General features: G+C 69.6%; 11 protein-coding genes. 4 read left to right on the top strand and 7 right to left on the bottom strand.

What is annotated here, in order from left to right:
• Positions 1–26: 26 nt before the first annotated feature.
• Positions 27–1,619 carry a phospholipid carrier-dependent glycosyltransferase gene (locus tag ABQ271_RS09340; RefSeq protein ID WP_349308498.1) on the bottom strand — a complete coding sequence of 531 codons (1,593 nt, stop codon included), beginning with the start codon at positions 1,617–1,619 and terminating at the stop codon, positions 27–29.
• 23 nt (positions 1,620–1,642) lie between these two features.
• Between ABQ271_RS09340 and rsmI the strand changes: the two genes are divergently transcribed.
• On the top strand, positions 1,643–2,473 hold the full coding sequence (rsmI, locus tag ABQ271_RS09335; protein WP_349308497.1) for a 16S rRNA (cytidine(1402)-2'-O)-methyltransferase: 831 nt from the start codon (positions 1,643–1,645) through the stop codon (positions 2,471–2,473).
• Here the strand turns inward: rsmI and ABQ271_RS09330 are convergent.
• The 4 genes from ABQ271_RS09330 to ABQ271_RS09315 all read right to left on the bottom strand — a co-directional run bounded on the left by ABQ271_RS09330 (position 2,463) and on the right by ABQ271_RS09315 (position 8,479).
• Complete coding sequence (locus ABQ271_RS09330) at positions 2,463–3,395, bottom strand: sugar ABC transporter permease (protein ID WP_349308496.1); 933 nt, start codon at positions 3,393–3,395, stop codon at positions 2,463–2,465. The two genes, rsmI and ABQ271_RS09330, sit on opposite strands and share 11 nt — an antisense overlap.
• Positions 3,395–5,002, bottom strand: a complete 1,608-nt coding sequence (locus tag ABQ271_RS09325; RefSeq protein ID WP_349308495.1) for an ABC transporter permease subunit — start codon at positions 5,000–5,002, stop codon at positions 3,395–3,397. Before ABQ271_RS09325 ends, ABQ271_RS09330 begins: the two co-directional genes overlap by 1 nt.
• Before the next feature lie 65 nt (positions 5,003–5,067).
• Complete coding sequence (locus ABQ271_RS09320) at positions 5,068–6,315, bottom strand: maltose ABC transporter substrate-binding protein (RefSeq protein WP_349308494.1); 1,248 nt, start codon at positions 6,313–6,315, stop codon at positions 5,068–5,070.
• A 142-nt stretch (positions 6,316–6,457) separates the two neighbouring features.
• A complete protein-coding gene (locus ABQ271_RS09315; RefSeq protein WP_349308493.1) occupies positions 6,458–8,479 on the bottom strand; it encodes a beta-galactosidase in 2,022 nt (673 codons plus the stop codon).
• A gap of 183 nt (positions 8,480–8,662) precedes the next feature.
• Between ABQ271_RS09315 and ABQ271_RS09310 the strand changes: the two genes are divergently transcribed.
• The 3 genes from ABQ271_RS09310 to ABQ271_RS09300 are packed head-to-tail and all read left to right on the top strand — an operon-like array spanning position 8,663 to position 12,185.
• On the top strand, positions 8,663–9,676 hold the full coding sequence (locus tag ABQ271_RS09310) for a LacI family DNA-binding transcriptional regulator (protein WP_349308492.1): 1,014 nt from the start codon (positions 8,663–8,665) through the stop codon (positions 9,674–9,676).
• 50 nt (positions 9,677–9,726) lie between these two features.
• On the top strand, positions 9,727–11,295 hold the full coding sequence (gene metG, locus ABQ271_RS09305) for a methionine--tRNA ligase (protein ID WP_349308491.1): 1,569 nt from the start codon (positions 9,727–9,729) through the stop codon (positions 11,293–11,295).
• Positions 11,292–12,185: a TatD family hydrolase gene (locus ABQ271_RS09300; RefSeq protein ID WP_349308490.1), complete on the top strand. Its 894-nt coding sequence runs from the start codon at positions 11,292–11,294 to the stop codon at positions 12,183–12,185. Before metG ends, ABQ271_RS09300 begins: the two co-directional genes overlap by 4 nt.
• On the opposite strand, the gene ABQ271_RS09295 is transcribed toward ABQ271_RS09300, so the two are convergent.
• Both ABQ271_RS09295 and ABQ271_RS09290 read right to left on the bottom strand, forming a co-directional pair.
• Entirely contained in the window at positions 12,164–13,201 is a 1,038-nt protein-coding gene (locus ABQ271_RS09295) for a LacI family DNA-binding transcriptional regulator (RefSeq protein WP_349308489.1), read from the bottom strand. The two genes, ABQ271_RS09300 and ABQ271_RS09295, sit on opposite strands and share 22 nt — an antisense overlap.
• On the bottom strand, positions 13,198–14,469 hold the full coding sequence (locus tag ABQ271_RS09290) for a glutamyl-tRNA reductase (protein ID WP_349308488.1): 1,272 nt from the start codon (positions 14,467–14,469) through the stop codon (positions 13,198–13,200). Before ABQ271_RS09290 ends, ABQ271_RS09295 begins: the two co-directional genes overlap by 4 nt.
• Between the last annotated feature and the right edge of the window lie 4 nt (positions 14,470–14,473).

Here is a 14,473-nt window from a genome sequence, read left to right as displayed (position 1 = left end):
GTGTTCAGCCTACTGACGGGCGGTGCTCAGACCCATCCGCGGAGCCAGTTGTGCAGCCAATAGAACTCCCACGGCACGCTGATGGCCGCCCACAGGGGGTACCAGAACACCGACAGCGCCACGATCAGTGCCAGGATGCCGAGCACGCCCCGCCGTCCCGCGATCCGACGCGGCGTCTCGACGCGCCCCGAACCCCAGAGCGCCCGCAGCGCGAACGTCAACGCGAGCACCATGAAGGGCAGAGTCAGGACCGTGTAGAACTGGAAGATCGTTCGGCTCGGGTAGAAGAGCCACGGCACATATGTCGCTGCGACGCCGACGAGGACGATCCCGGCTCGCCAGTCGCGGGTGCGGGCGCCGTGAACGGCCAGCCACAGGACGGCTATCACGCCGAGCCACCAGAGCAGCGGGTTCGGCATCGAATACAGGATCTCGATGCAGCCTCGCGCGCTCGCGCAGCCGTCGGTCCCGTCCGCGGTGTTGCCGACGTACATGGAGGTGGGCCGGAGCAGCAGCGGCCACTGCCAGGCGGGACTCGCGTAGGGGTGGGATGACGTGATCTCCGCCGTCGCGGTGTAGATCGACTCGTGGTAGTGCCAGAGGTTCTGGAGTGGCAGGGGCACCCACGACCAGAATCCCTGTGCGGGGGTGCCGTCCACCGCGTGCCGTCCGTAGCCGCCGTCGGTCGTCAGCCACCCGATCCACGAGGACAGGTAGACGAGGACGGCGCCCGGCACGAGCAGCACGAACGACACCGCGCCCTGGCGGACGGCATCCGCCGGCCAGAAGAAGACGCCGAGGCGGCGACGGGCGAGGGCGTCGCTGACGACGGCGTAGAGCCCGAGAGCGGCGAGCACCCACGCACCCGACCACTTGACGCCGCACGCCGCCCCGCCCGCGATGCCCGCGGCGAACAGCCACGGCCGCCACCACAGCACCGCGCCCCACCACGGGACACGGCCCGCGGCATCCCGGCGCAGCATGGCTCGGGCGAGGCGGTCGAGGTGACGCCGCCGATCGAGCAGGGCGAACCAGACCGAGAGCAGCACGAAGAAGGTGAGGAGGATGTCGAGGATCGCCACCCGGCTCATGACGATCGCGAGCCCGTCGATGGCGAGGAGCCCCCCCGCGACGGTGCTGAAGGCGACGGAACGGGTCAGCTGCCACGCGATGAGATAGAGGACGAGGACGGTGAGCGTACCGGCGAGCGCAACGGCGAAGCGCCATCCGAAGGACGACGTCGGTCCGAACAGGGCCATGCCCGCGCCGATCAGGTACTTCCCGAGCGGCGGGTGGACGGCGAAGCTCGGCTCGCGCGTGTAGATGTCGGTCTCGCCCGCCGCGAAGCGTTGGTCCGCCTCATCGGGCCACGTGGCGGCGTAGCCGAGGTTCCACTGGCTCCAGGCATCCTTCACGTAGTACGTCTCGTCGAAGACGATCGCGTGCGGATGGCCGACGTTCCAGAACCGCAGGATGCCGGCGAGGAGCGTCACGAGGAGCGGGGCGACCCAGGACGTCGCGGGGACGGCGACGATCCGGCTCCGCCAGGCATCGATGCGAGCGTCGAGACGGGGCCGTGGCGCAACCGCGGGCAGCAGCGGTTCCACGGTCGAGCTCACGGCGACCAGCCTATGCTGGGGCGGTGCTGATCCTCGCCGCGACTCCGATCGGAAATCTGGGCGACGCGACGGGTCGCCTCCGCACCGCCCTCGAACAGGCGACGATCGTCGCCGCCGAGGACACCCGGACCACGCAGCGCCTCCTGCAGGCGCTGGGAATCGCGAACCGGCCGCGCCTGATCGCGCTCCACGACCACAACGAGAAGCAGCGGGCCGCCGAGCTCGTCGCGCTCGCCGCCGAGGAAGACGTCCTCCTTCTCAGCGACGCCGGGATGCCGACGGTCAGCGATCCGGGCTATGCGGTGGTCGCCGAGGCCGTCGAGCGCGGTGTCGACGTGACGGCGCTCCCCGGACCGAGCGCGGTCATCACGGCGCTCGCGCTCGCCGGCCTGCCGACCGACCGGTTCACGTTCGAGGGTTTCGCCCCTCGAAAGGCGGGGGACCGGCGGACGGTGTTCGGCTCACTGGCCTCGGAAGCGCGGACGATGGTCTTCTTCGAGGCTCCGTCGCGCCTGGCGGAGACTCTCGCCGCGATGGCGGAGGCGTTCGGTGCCGACCGCCGCGCGGCCGTCTGCCGCGAGCTCACGAAGCTGCACGAGGAGGTCGTCCGCGGCCCGCTCGGCGAGCTCGCGACCTGGGCCGCACCGGGCGTCCGCGGCGAGATCGTCGTGGTGGTCGAGGGGGCGAGCGTCCGAGCCGTCAGCGAGGAGGATGCCGTCGCCCAGGTGCAGGCCCTCGTGGCGTCGGGCGTGCGGTTGAAGGATGCCGCCGGTGAGGTCTCGCGAGAGACCGGACTGCCCTCGCGAGACCTCTACCGTGCGGCTGTCGCGGCGAAGAAGCCGCTCAGCCCTTGACGGACCCGGCGGTCAAGCCGCCGACGATGTAGCGCTGCAACGACAGGAACAGCGCGAGCACCGGCGCCGCCGCGAGGATCGCCCCGGCGGCGAACAATCCCCAGTTGCTGGCCAGCTGGTTCGAGACCCACTGGAACATCCCGACGGCGAGGGTCCAGTTGTCCTCCGAGACGAGCACGATCTTCGCGATGATGTAGTCGCCGAACGCCGCGATGAACGCCAGGAGCCCCACGACCGCGAGGATCGGGGTGACGAGGGGCATGATGAGGCGCCAGAAGATCTGCGCGTGGGTCGCGCCGTCGATCTTCGCCGATTCGTCGATCTCCATCGGGATCGTGTTGAAGAACCCGTACATGAGGAACGTGTTCACTCCCAGCGCGCCGCCGAGATAGACGCAGATGAGGGCGATCTTGGAGTTCAGGCCCAGGACGGGGGACACCTCGCCGAGGGCCAGCAGCATCAGGAAGATCGCGACGAACGCGAGCGCCTGCGGGAACATCTGCACGATCAGGAGCGCCGTCAGGCTCATGCGTCGCCCGGCGAACCGGAACCGCGAGAACGCGTATGCGGCGGCGGCGCCCATCAGGACAGCGCCCGCGGCCGATGCGCCGCCCACGATGAGCGTGTTGGCGTACCAGGCCCAATAGCTCGTCTCACCGAGCGCCGTGTAGTTGCCGATGTCGATGACGGAGAAGAGCGCGTTCGCCGCGGACAGCGAGCCGCCCGGGTTGAACGAGGCCGACAGGACGTACACGAGCGGGAACATCGCGTAGAACAGGAGACCGGCGGCCACGAGGTACTTCCAGCCGACCTCCAGCAGCCAGCGCTTGCGCTGAGCGGGCCGCCGCGTGGAGGTGCGGTCGGCGCGCGCAGAGCCCGTCGTGATCGTCCGGGTCGTGACCGGGGTGGAGGGAGCGGACATCACTGGTACTCCTCGAGCTTCTTGGTCTGACGGAACGCGAGGGCGGAGACGATGCCCACGACGAGGAACACGAGGATCGACAGCGCACTGGCGAGGCCGTAATCGGCCTTACCGCCCGATACCCCGGAGATGTCGTAGATCGCCGAGATGAGGATGTCCGAATAGCCGAGCGCGTAGGGCGCCCCGGGTATCGCCGGCCCACCGTTGTTGAACATGTAGATGATCGTGAAGTTGTTGAAACTGAACGCGAACGACGAGATCAACAGCGGCGCCGTCGAGACCAGGACGAGCGGCAGGATGATGGCGCGGAGCTGGCGGAACCGGCCCGCGCCGTCGATGGAAGCCGCCTCGAGCGCGTCTTGCGGCAGCGCCTGGAGGGCGCCCGTGCAGACGAGGAAGTAATACGGGTACGTCAGCCACACGTTGACGAACAGGACGGCGCCGCGGGCGAGCCACGGGTCGCCGAGCCAGTCGATGTTCGCCCCTCCGAAGAAGAACTCGTTGATGACGCCGAACTCCGCGTTGAACATGCCGCGGAACAGCAGCGCCGACATGAACGCGGGGAAGGCGTACGGGAGGATGAACAGCGTCCGCAGCACCTTCCGCCCCCGCACCCGCGGGTCGTTGAAGATGAGGGCGAAGATCAATCCCATCGCGAAGGGGATGAGGACCGACAGGACCGCCCAGACGAACGTCCACCCGGTGACGACTCCCAAGGTCTCGAGGATCGTCGGGTCGGTGAACAGCTTCACGAAGTTGTCGAAGCCGACGTTGACGACCCAGCCGGTGGGAAGAGCGGTTCCGTCGTCCGCGACGAAGTTGCCGGTGGGGCTGGCGGTGTAGACGAGGCCGGTCGCGCTGTCGGTGATGGTCTGCGCCTCGGCATCCCACGTCATGGTCGAGAGGTACACCGCACCGCTCGACCCGTCGCGGGTGCGGATGGAGCCGTCGTTGGGGTCGTCCGAGACGGGCACGCGCAGGTCGACGACCGCCTGCTGAGTCGCCTGGTCGCCGATGATCTGGTTGCGGGGGACGACGGTCCAGCCCGGGACGTCGGTGGCTGCACCGGATGCCGGGGCGGGGCCGACGACGCTCAGCGGCTCATCCGCGGATCCCGCGAGCAGTTCGCCGTCTTCGACGACCGCGAAGCCGAGCTCGCCGCCGCGTTCGACGACGGTGAGGGGGAGCGTCGGTGCGCCCTCGACGCGACGCTCGCCCTGGGCGAGGGATGCCGCGACGGCCTGCTCCTGCGAGCCGATGTGGCCGGCGCCGTAGTTCGTGAAGGCTATGTAGCCCGTGTACAGGAAGATGAAGATCTGGAAGATGAGCAGGAACGACAGGCCCGGCAGCAGGTACTTCAGCGGGAGCGCGCGTTTCGTGAAGTAGACGACGTCCGCCGCCAGCAGCAGCGCGACGGCGACGCCGAACACGATCCAGGATTCCGCCTGGAACGCGGCGACGATGCCGAGCAGGCCCACCGCGTTGACGAGGCCCATCAGGACCAGCTTGACGATGAATCCCCACCCGAGACCCGACCAGCGGCGGGCATGGGACTCGGTGGGCGGGGGTGCCTCTTCCGGCAGGGTGGGGCTCTGCAGAGCCGTCATGTCGTCTTCCTCTCGAGAAGATGGTTTCCGGGGGCGAGGCGAGACGCCTCACCCCCGGAAGTCGGTCAGCCGATGGTCTTCTCGAGGTCGGCGACCATCTTGGTCCACGTCCCGGAGGGGTCCGCGCCCTTGATGACCTGCACCTGAGCGGCGTTCCAGAGGTCCCAGACCGATCCCATCTCAGGGATGCTCGGCATGGGCACGCCGTTCTTGGCAGAGGCGGCGAAGCCGGCGATCACGGGGTCGGACGAGACCTCCTCGGCGAGATCCGTCCAGGCCGGGATGCGCGGGTCGGCCTCGTAGAGGGCCTTCTGCGCGTCGTAGGTGGCGAGGTACTTCGTCAGGAACTCCTGGGCGACGAGGGCGTTCTTGCTCTCGGCGCTGATGTAGAAGCCTTGCACGCCGACGAACGGGGATGCCGTCTCGCCGCCGGCGGAGGGGATCGGGTTCACCTTGATCTTCGCGCCCTGATCGGTCAGCACCTTGACCGCCCACGGGCCCTGGATCGTGTACGCGGCCTTGCCCGAGGCGAACAGCTCGTTGTTGGTGTCGTAGTCGATCGTGGTCGAGATCTCGCCCGAGCCCTTCTCGCCGTGCTCTCCGAGCCACGTGGCGAAGGCGGTGCCCGCCTCGCCGCCCATGCCGATCTCCTTCGTGTAGGAGCCCGACGAGTCCTGCACGAACACCGGCGCACCGAAGGAGGTCTGCAGGCCGTACATCGTGTACGCGTCGCCGGTCGGTCCGGCGGTGTTGATGACGAACGGACGCTCTGCGCCCGACTTCTTACCCGCGGCGATCATGTCGTCGAACGTGGCAGGCGCGTCCTCCCCGACGAGATCGGTGTTCTGGATGAGCGCGATGCTCTCGAGCGAGTACGGCAGACCATAGCTCTGACCGTCGTAGGTGAATGCGTCGGTCGCGACCTTCTCGAAGTTCGATGCGGCCTCGCCGAGGTCGACCGTCGAGACGACACCGGCCTGCACGAGGCCGCCCAGCCAGTCGTGCGCACCGATCGTGATGTCAGGACCCTCCCCGGTGGGCACCTGGTTGGTGAAGTCGGTGCGGATGTCGTCGAAGTTCTTCTGGACGAGTTCGATCTTCGCGCCGGTCTCGTCTTCGAACGTTTTCGCCGCCGCTTCGATCGCGGGCTCGCGGTTCGCGTCGGTCCAGACGGTGAGGGTCACGCCGCTCGCGTCGATCGGACCTTCAGACTCCGCCGGAGCCGGGGTGTTGTTGCCGCTGCCGCCGGCGCAACCGGCCAGCAGCAGGGAGCCGGCCGCCAGTGCGGCGATGCCGATACCCATCTTGCGCATGGATCTTCCTTCCGGGTGTGGTCGATCCGGCGGGGCCTCTGGGAGGTCGCGCCGTCACGACCGGTGTGTGATCGCCGCGGCCGGGTGGCTGCGACGGTTTTCTCTCAGTGCGTTCGACGGTGTCCCGTCGCGAAGTGATCGGTCATCGATCGCCTCGGTGGGCTGTGTGCGCCAGGCGGACGACGGCTACGTCGCCTCCTGCCAACACCAGCGTGTCCCGGATGTCGGCCTGCGTCAGCAGGTCGGTTCCGGAGGTTTCGAGCGACACCTGTTCGGTGCCGTGGTTTATGGCGACGAGGTAGTCCGCGTCAGGGCTGCGGCGGATGATCGTCTCGACTCCGTCGGGCGTCGCCGGGAGGTCGATGCCCGCATCCGCGTACACCTCGCGCATGATCGCGCGGAGGCCGTCGGCATCCGGTCGTGTGCTGATGTACCAGCCGACACCGTCGCCGTGCACGTTGCGGGTCACGGCGGGAAGGCCGTCGGCGGGGCCACCGGTGTAGACCGCACGGACGTCGGCGGTGGTGACGACGAGATCCTCCTGCCAGACATCGGCGGGGAACCGCTCGTCGCCCAGCGCGATGCCGGCGACGTCGCCGTGTCGGAGCGGGAGGTGCTCCTCGACGCGGACGCCGAGGGCGTCCTGCAGCAGCGCACCGTACCCACCGGGGTGGACGGCGTCGTTCTCGTCGACGATCGCGGAGAAGAACGAGACGACGAGCGTCCCGCCCTGCGCGACGTAGGCGGTCAGGTTCGCGGCGTCCGCAGCGCTCAGGAGGTACTGCGACGGGACGAGCACCAGGCGGTAGCGCGAGAGGTCGTGGCCGGGGAGCGCGAAGTCGACGGTGACGTCGTCGCGCCAGAGGCGCTCGTAGAACGCACGGATGCGCTCGTCGTGGCTGACGTCCTCGGAAGGGCGCCACTCGAGGTCCTGCGCCCAGAACGACTCGAAGTCCCACAGGACCGCGACATCGGCCTCCACGCGCGACCCCTGTACCTCGGCCAGGCGGCCGAGCTTGTCGCCGAGGTCCACGACCTCGCGGAACACGCGTGATTCGGTGCCGGCGTGGGGGAGCATCGCGGAGTGGAACTTCTCCGCGCCCGAGCGTCCGGCCCGCCATTGGAAGAAGAGGATGCCGTCGGCCCCCCGGCCGAAGTGGCTCAGGGAGTTCCGGGCCATCTCGCCCGGGCGCTTCGCGACGTTCCGCGGCTGCCAGTTGACGGCCGACGTCGAGTGCTCCATCAGGATCCAGGGCTTGCCGCCGCCGACGGAACGGCTGAGGTCGGCAGCGATCGCGAGACCGATCTCACCCTCCACGTCGGCTGCCCACAGGTAGTGGTCGTCCGACACGACGTCGACCTCGTCGGCCCAGGCCCAGAGGTCGACACCGTGGTGCTGGTTGGCCATGAAGTTCGTCGTGATGGGCTGCGTCGCGTGCTGACGGATCGCGGCCTTCTCGATGCGGAAGCACTCGCGCAGCATCTCGTCGGTGAACCGGGCCCAGTCGAGCTTCTGCGCGGGGTTGATCGTCGAGGGGGCTGCGGCAGGGGCGCCCACGTGGTCCCACTCCTCGTAGTGCTGACCCCAGAAGGCCGTGCCCCATGCGGCGTTGAGGCCGGCGACGGAGCCGTACTTCACCTGCAGCCAGAGACGCCAGGCGCGGACGGAGTGGGGGGAGAAGTCCTCACCGACGGGAACGCCGTATTCGTTGTGGATGTGCCAGAGGACGACGGCCGGGTGGTCGCCGTAGCGTTCGGCGAGGGCGCCGGCGATCCGGGCGATCGCGGCGCGATACTCGGGCGCCGAGTGCGACACCATGCCGCGCGCGCCGAAGCCCATCGGCACGCCGTCCTTCGTGACGGCGCGAGCATCGGGGTACTGCGCGAAGAACCACGCCGGGGGAGAGGCCGTGGGGGTGCCGAGGTCGACGGCCACGCCGTTCTCGTGGAGGAGGGCGATGATGTCGTCGAGCCAGGCGAAGTCGAACTCGCCCTCGCGAATCTCGAGGAGGCCCCACGAGAAGATGCCGATGCTCACCATGGTGACGCCGGCCTCGCGCATGAGGCGCACGTCCTCGTCCCACACCTCGCGGGGCCACTGCTCGGGGTTGTAGTCACCGCCATAGGCGATGCCGTCCAGTCGCGGCCAGGCGGGGGTCGTCATGCTGCGGTGCCATCCTCATTGATCGGGCGGGGTCCCATGACGCGTGCGATGACGGCTGGGACCGGTAACAGGTTGGTGTCGACTCTACGCAGGATGCGGCGCCGCGGGTCGCGCCTGTTATCGAACTGTGACCGGTCCCAGGTCTGGTCCTGAGCCACTGCACCGGAGGTATAGAGTCAGCGCGTGGTCCTCCCCTCCGAGCGCAGGCGCCCCACCATCCGCGATGTCGCGGAGGTCGCGGGCGTGTCGCACGGCACCGTTTCGCGGGTCATCAACGGCGGTCGATGGGTCTCGGAGGACTCCCGGGTCGCCGTGGAGCAGGCGATCCAGGCCACCGGGTACACCGTCAGCCATGCGGCGCGCTCACTCGCCACCGGTCGTGCCAATTCGGTCGCGTTCCTGCTGACGGAACCCCAGCATCTGCTGTTCGCCGACCCGACGTTCGCCCTCCTGCTCCGCGGGGCCACCGAGGCTCTTGCCGCGCGCGACATGACCCTCGTGCTCCTCATCGCCGAGCATCCGTCGCAGTACGAGAACATCGAGCGCTACGTCCGTGCGGGCCACGTCGACGGCGTGCTGCTCATCTCGTCGCACGAGTCCAATCCGCTCCTCGCCGCGCTCACCTCGGCGGGCGTCCCCACGGTCTGCTCCGGGGTGCCCCTCGGCGACCGCGCGCACGTTCCGACCGTGTCCGTCGACGAGGTGGCGTCGGCGCGCGAGATGACCCGCCATCTCCTCGGTCGCGGCTACGAACGCATCGCCGTGATCACCGGCCCCGACGACACCCCGGGCGGGCGGTACCGCCTGGTCGGTTTCCGTGACGAGATGGGCGAGCACTTCGACCCCGCGCTCGTCGAACAGGACGTCTACTCGAGCGAAGCGGGCGAGGCCGCCATGTCTCGTCTTCTCGAGCGGGCCCCCGACATCGACGCCGTGTTCGCGGCATCCGACGTCATGGCGGTGGGGGCGATCGCCGCTCTCCGAAAGGCCGGGAGACGGGTCCCCGAAGATGTCGCCGTCGCGGGCTTCGACGATTCGGGGCTTGCGGCCACGGCGGATCCACCGCTGACGACGATGCGGCAGCCGTGGTCGGAGATCTCCCGGCGCATGGTCGAGGTGCTGCTGGACGTCGTCGACGGCGGTCCGGGCGAGTCGATCGTGCTGCCGACGACCTTCGTCCGGCGCGGGAGCGCCTGAGCGCTCGTCATGAACGGCAGGGCCCGCTTCGTCGCCCGTAGAATCGCCAGGTGACTTCCGGCGGCTCCTTCTACATCACCACCCCCATCTACTACCCGAGCGATCTGCCCCACATCGGGCACGGGTACACGTCGGTGGCGGTGGACACTCTCGCGCGCTGGCACCGCCAGTCGGGGGACGACACCTGGATGCTGACCGGTACCGACGAGCACGGCCAGAAGATGCTCCGTGCCGCCACGGCGAACGGCGTCACCCCGCAGGAGTGGGTCGACAAGCTCGTCGAGGAGTCCTGGTTCCCGCTCCTGAAGACCCTCGACGTCGCCAACGACGACTTCATCCGGACGACGCAGCCGCGTCACGAGGAGCGCGTCAAGAAGTTCGTGCAGGCGCTCTACGACAGCGGTTACATCTACGCGGGCGAGTACGAAGCGCTCTACTGCGTGGGCTGTGAGGAGTTCAAGCCCGAGGCCGAGATCGTCGACGGCACCGGCCCGTTCGAAGGGCTCAAGGTCTGCGCCATCCACTCGAAGCCGCTCGAGCTCCTGCAGGAGAAGAACTACTTCTTCAAGCTCAGCGAGTTCCAGGACCGGCTGCTCGAGCTGTACAAGACGCAGCCCGATTTCGTCCGTCCCGACTCCGCGCGCAACGAGGTCATCTCCTTCGTCCGGTCCGGGCTCAAGGACCTCTCGATCTCCCGCTCGGCGTTCGACTGGGGCATCCGCGTGCCGTGGGACGACTCCCACGTCATCTACGTCTGGGTCGACGCCCTCCTCAACTACGCGACCGCCGTCGGGTACGGCGAGGACCAGGCCGAGTTCGAGCGCCGCTGGCCGGCGTACCACGTGGTCGGCAAGGACATCCTCCGCTTCCACGCCGTCATCTGGCCCGCCATGCTGATGGCCGCCGGGCTCGAGGTGCCGAAGGGCATCTTCGCCCACGGCTGGTTGCTCGTCGGCGGCGAGAAGATGTCGAAGTCGAAGCTCACCGGCATCGCTCCCACCGAGATCACCGACGTGTTCGGCTCCGACGCGTATCGGTTCTACTTCCTGTCGGCGATCGCCTTCGGCCAGGACGGTTCGTTCTCGTGGGAGGACCTCTCCGCGCGCTACCAGGCCGAGCTCGCCAACGGTTTCGGCAACCTCGCCTCTCGCACGGTCGCGATGATCGGGCGCTACTTCGACGGCGTCGTGCCGGCCGCAGGCTCGCCCACCGACATCGACCTCCGCGTGCAGCGGACGGTGGCGGACGCCGCGACGGCAGCGGATGCCGCGATGACCGCCTTCCGCCCCGACGAGGCCATCGCCGCGATCTGGCGGATCGTCGACGAGCTGAACGGCTACATCACCGAGAACGAGCCGTGGGCGCTCGCCAAGGATGAGGCGAACCGCGAACGGCTCTCGACCGTCCTCTACACGGCGGCGGAGGGCCTCCGGGCCCTCGCGGTCCTCCTCTCGCCGGTCATGCCGAAGTCGACCGCGACGCTCTGGGACGCTCTCGGCGCTCCCGGTGAGCTCACCGCGCAGCCGCTCCGCGAGGCGGGCACGTGGGGTCAGCTCCCCGCCGGGAGCAGGGTCGGCACGCTTGCGCCGCTCTTCCCGCGCGTCGAGCAGACCGCATGACGACCGGCCCCGCTGACCCGAGCGGCTACGTCCGCCAGCGCGAGCAGTCCGCGCGAGACGTCCGCTGGCCGGATGCGCCCGAGCCGCTGCCCGTCGCCGTCTACGACAACCACGCGCACCTCGAGATCGAAGACGGCGACGAGCCGCGCGGTCTCGACGAGCAGCTCGCCCGAGCGGCCGAGGTCGGGGTGATCGGCGTGGTGCAAGCCGGCGGCGACATCGACTCCTCCCGCTGGTCGGCCTGGGCCGCGGCATCCCACCCTGCCGTGCTGGCCGCCGTCGCGATCCACCCGAACGAAGCGCCGGCCTACAAAGAAGCCGGCCGCCTCGACGAGGCGATCGCCGTCATCGACGAGCTCGCCGCCGAGCCCCGCGTGCGGGCGGTGGGGGAGACCGGTCTCGACTTCTTCCGGACCGATGAGGCCGGCATCCCCGCTCAGGTGGAGAGCTTCGAGGCGCACATCGACATCGCCAAGCGTCACGGCATCGCGATGCAGATCCACGACCGCGACGCGCACGACGCCGTGCTCGAGACCCTCGAGCGCGTCGGCGCCCCGGAGCAGACCGTTTTCCACTGCTTCTCGGGCGACGCCGACATGGCGCGGTACAGCGCGGAGCGTGGCTACTGGCTGAGTTTCGCGGGCAACGTCACGTTCAAGAACGCGCAGAATCTCCGTGATGCCCTGGCGGTGACGCCGCGGGAGCGGATCCTCGTCGAGACCGACGCGCCGTTCCTCACGCCGACACCGCATCGCGGTCGTCCCAACGCGCCGTACCTGGTGCCGGTCACGGTCCGGTTCATGGCGGCCGAACTCGGCATCGCGCTCGACGAACTCTGCGCCCAGCTCGCGGCGAACACGCTTGAGGTCTACGGCGCCTTCAGCGACTGAGTCTTCCGGGGCCGTGCTTTTCTCGGTGATCCGATCGTCAGCGGGGGGCGCGTCGTGGAGCCGGGGACGAGCTCCCACGGCAGGTCGACCACACGGGGGCCGTCGTCGAGGAGTGCTGCGGGCAGGGTCTCGAACATCGCCTCGGCGGCGAGATCCGGACGGATGCACACGTGCGTCACGCCGAGGCGGCGGTTCACGGCGCAGTCCGTCGTGCAGAGGGCGACGAGCTGCACGTCGCGCGGGATGACGAGGCGCATCTCCTCGAGCTGCAGGTAGACGTCCGGGCCGTCCTCGGCGCCGGCGAAGATCGCGTCCGCGCCGCCGGCGACGGCTTCGGTGAGCAGGCGGGGGAGCCTGCGGCGCGACGCGTCGACCGTCCGCACGAGCGGTTCGCGGCCCCGCACCGAGCTCCAGATCTCGTACGCGGCGCGGCCGATCTCGTCGCGGGGCGCGCCGCCCTCCTCGGTGAGGAAGACGATGCGCTGCGCGCCGGAACGTTCGAGTTCGTCGAGGCCTGCTCGGACGGCGGCGTCGTAACCCGTGCGGATGCTGAGACCGCGCGATCCGTCGACGAACTGGTCGTCCGCGACGATCGGGATGCCGCGGGCGATGGCTGCGTGGAGGAGCGGCTGGTTCCCGCGGGCATCGGGGACGTAGAGGGCATCGAGGGTCGTTCCCGAGATGAGGTCAGGGTTGGAGTCGGGGAGGACGGTGACGGTGAAACCGTGCGCCGCGGATGCCCGGACGAGGGAGATGAGCTTGCGCGCCCGCTGCAGCTCGCCGCGCCGGTCGCTCTCGGGGTCGTCGACCATGACGAAGCCGACCGTCATGGTCCGCCCGCTCCGGAGGGCGGCAGCATGACGGTTGGGCACGTAGCCGAGTTCGGCGGCGATCGCCTTGATGCGCTCGCGCGTCTCGGGTCGCATGCTGCCGCGGTCGTTGAGCGCCTGGCTGATGGCCGCCGTCGACACGCCTGCGGCGCGCGCGATGTCCTTCAGCGTGACGCTCGGACTCACGGCTGCTCGCCTCGGTCCGGAGAGACGCCCACGCCCGCACCCGGCAGCACCGTGCGGATCGCATCGGCCCACTCGGTCCCCGCACCCGACGAGGCGAGCGTGTGCCCGCGGGCGATGAGCTGGTGGAGGAGGACGCCGGAGAAGTGGCGGAGAGCGGTTTCGACCTCGGGGGAGTCGCCGCGGCGGCGGGCGCGGGTGAGTTCCTCGTCGAGGACGCCGTGGACGAATCCGCGGAGGTCGACGACCGACGGCGCGACCTCGTGCACGCGCCGCGCGGCCGCGTGCCGCTGGGCCGCGGCCTGGACGATCTCGCGCGCCTGACCGACGGTTTCGGCTTCGTCGACGGGGGCGTGGAGGCGGATCGTCTCGAGGTCGAGGAGCTCGACACCGGGCAGGAGCGCGATCTCCGGGTCGACGTTGCGGGGGAGCCCCAGGTCGATGACCACCTGCGCCTGCGTGCTGCCCGCCCGCGCCGTCGCGTGCGAGAAGGCGTCGAGTGCGAAGGTGTCGGTCGTCGCCGTGCAGGTGACGACGATGTCGGCGGCGGCGGCCTCGGCGGCGTAGTCGTCGGCGCTGACGTGCACGAGGTGCTCGCGGTTGGCGAAGCGCTGCCGGCCGGAGCGGGAGTGCACGCGGATGTCGACGGCGCCGACGGCGCGGAGGGCGGCGAGGGCTGCGGCGGCGTAGCGACCGGTGCCGACGAGGAGCACGCGGGCGGTCGCCCAGTCGACGCGGGAGCTCACGAGGTCGACGGCCAGGCGTACGAGCGAGCGGCCGGACTCGCCGAGGCGCGTCGTGTTCTTCACGGCGCGGGAGGTTTCGGTCGCGCGCTGGAAGAGGTGCTCGAGCGACGCGGTCGTCAGACCACGACCGCGTGCTGCTTCGAGAGCGCGACGCACCTGACCGGCGATCTCGTCTTCGCCGACCGCGACGGAGTCGAGACCGGAAGCGACGGTGAAGAGATGGTGGGCGACCTGGTTGCCGTGGGCGAAGTCGACGTTCTCACGGAGCGAGCGGTAGTCCATGTCGGCGGCTCCCGCGATCGCCTCCATGGCGGCATCCATCGCTGGGACGGGGGAGGCGAGGTCGGCCTCTTCAGCGAGGTCGAAGTACGCCTCGAACCGGTTGCAGGTGGCGAGGACGACAGCCCCGCGGACCGAATCGTGCACCGCGGAAAGCCGCTCAGCGAGGTCGTCGCCGACCGTCGAGAGCCGCTCGAGAGAATCGAACGGCGTGGAGCGCTGATGCGCGGTGAGGCAGACGAGCACGGTG

The organism is Microbacterium sp. MM2322, assembly GCF_964186585.1.
GTDB lineage: Bacteria > Actinomycetota > Actinomycetes > Actinomycetales > Microbacteriaceae > Microbacterium.
Note: the sequence above shows the minus strand (reverse complement) of the source record. Positions and strands in the feature narration are given on the sequence as shown.

What these genes read in the sequence shown, in the direction of transcription:
- ABQ271_RS09330 (WP_349308496.1), bottom strand. Translation starts at nt 3,395, where the DNA reads ATGTCCGCTCCCTCCACCCCGGTCACGACCCGGACGATCACGACGGGC.
- ABQ271_RS09325 (WP_349308495.1), bottom strand. Translation starts at nt 5,002, where the DNA reads ATGACGGCTCTGCAGAGCCCCACCCTGCCGGAAGAGGCACCCCCGCCC.
- ABQ271_RS09320 (WP_349308494.1), bottom strand. Translation starts at nt 6,315, where the DNA reads ATGCGCAAGATGGGTATCGGCATCGCCGCACTGGCGGCCGGCTCCCTG.
- ABQ271_RS09315 (WP_349308493.1), bottom strand. Translation starts at nt 8,479, where the DNA reads ATGACGACCCCCGCCTGGCCGCGACTGGACGGCATCGCCTATGGCGGT.
- ABQ271_RS09300 (WP_349308490.1), top strand. Translation starts at nt 11,292, where the DNA reads ATGACGACCGGCCCCGCTGACCCGAGCGGCTACGTCCGCCAGCGCGAG.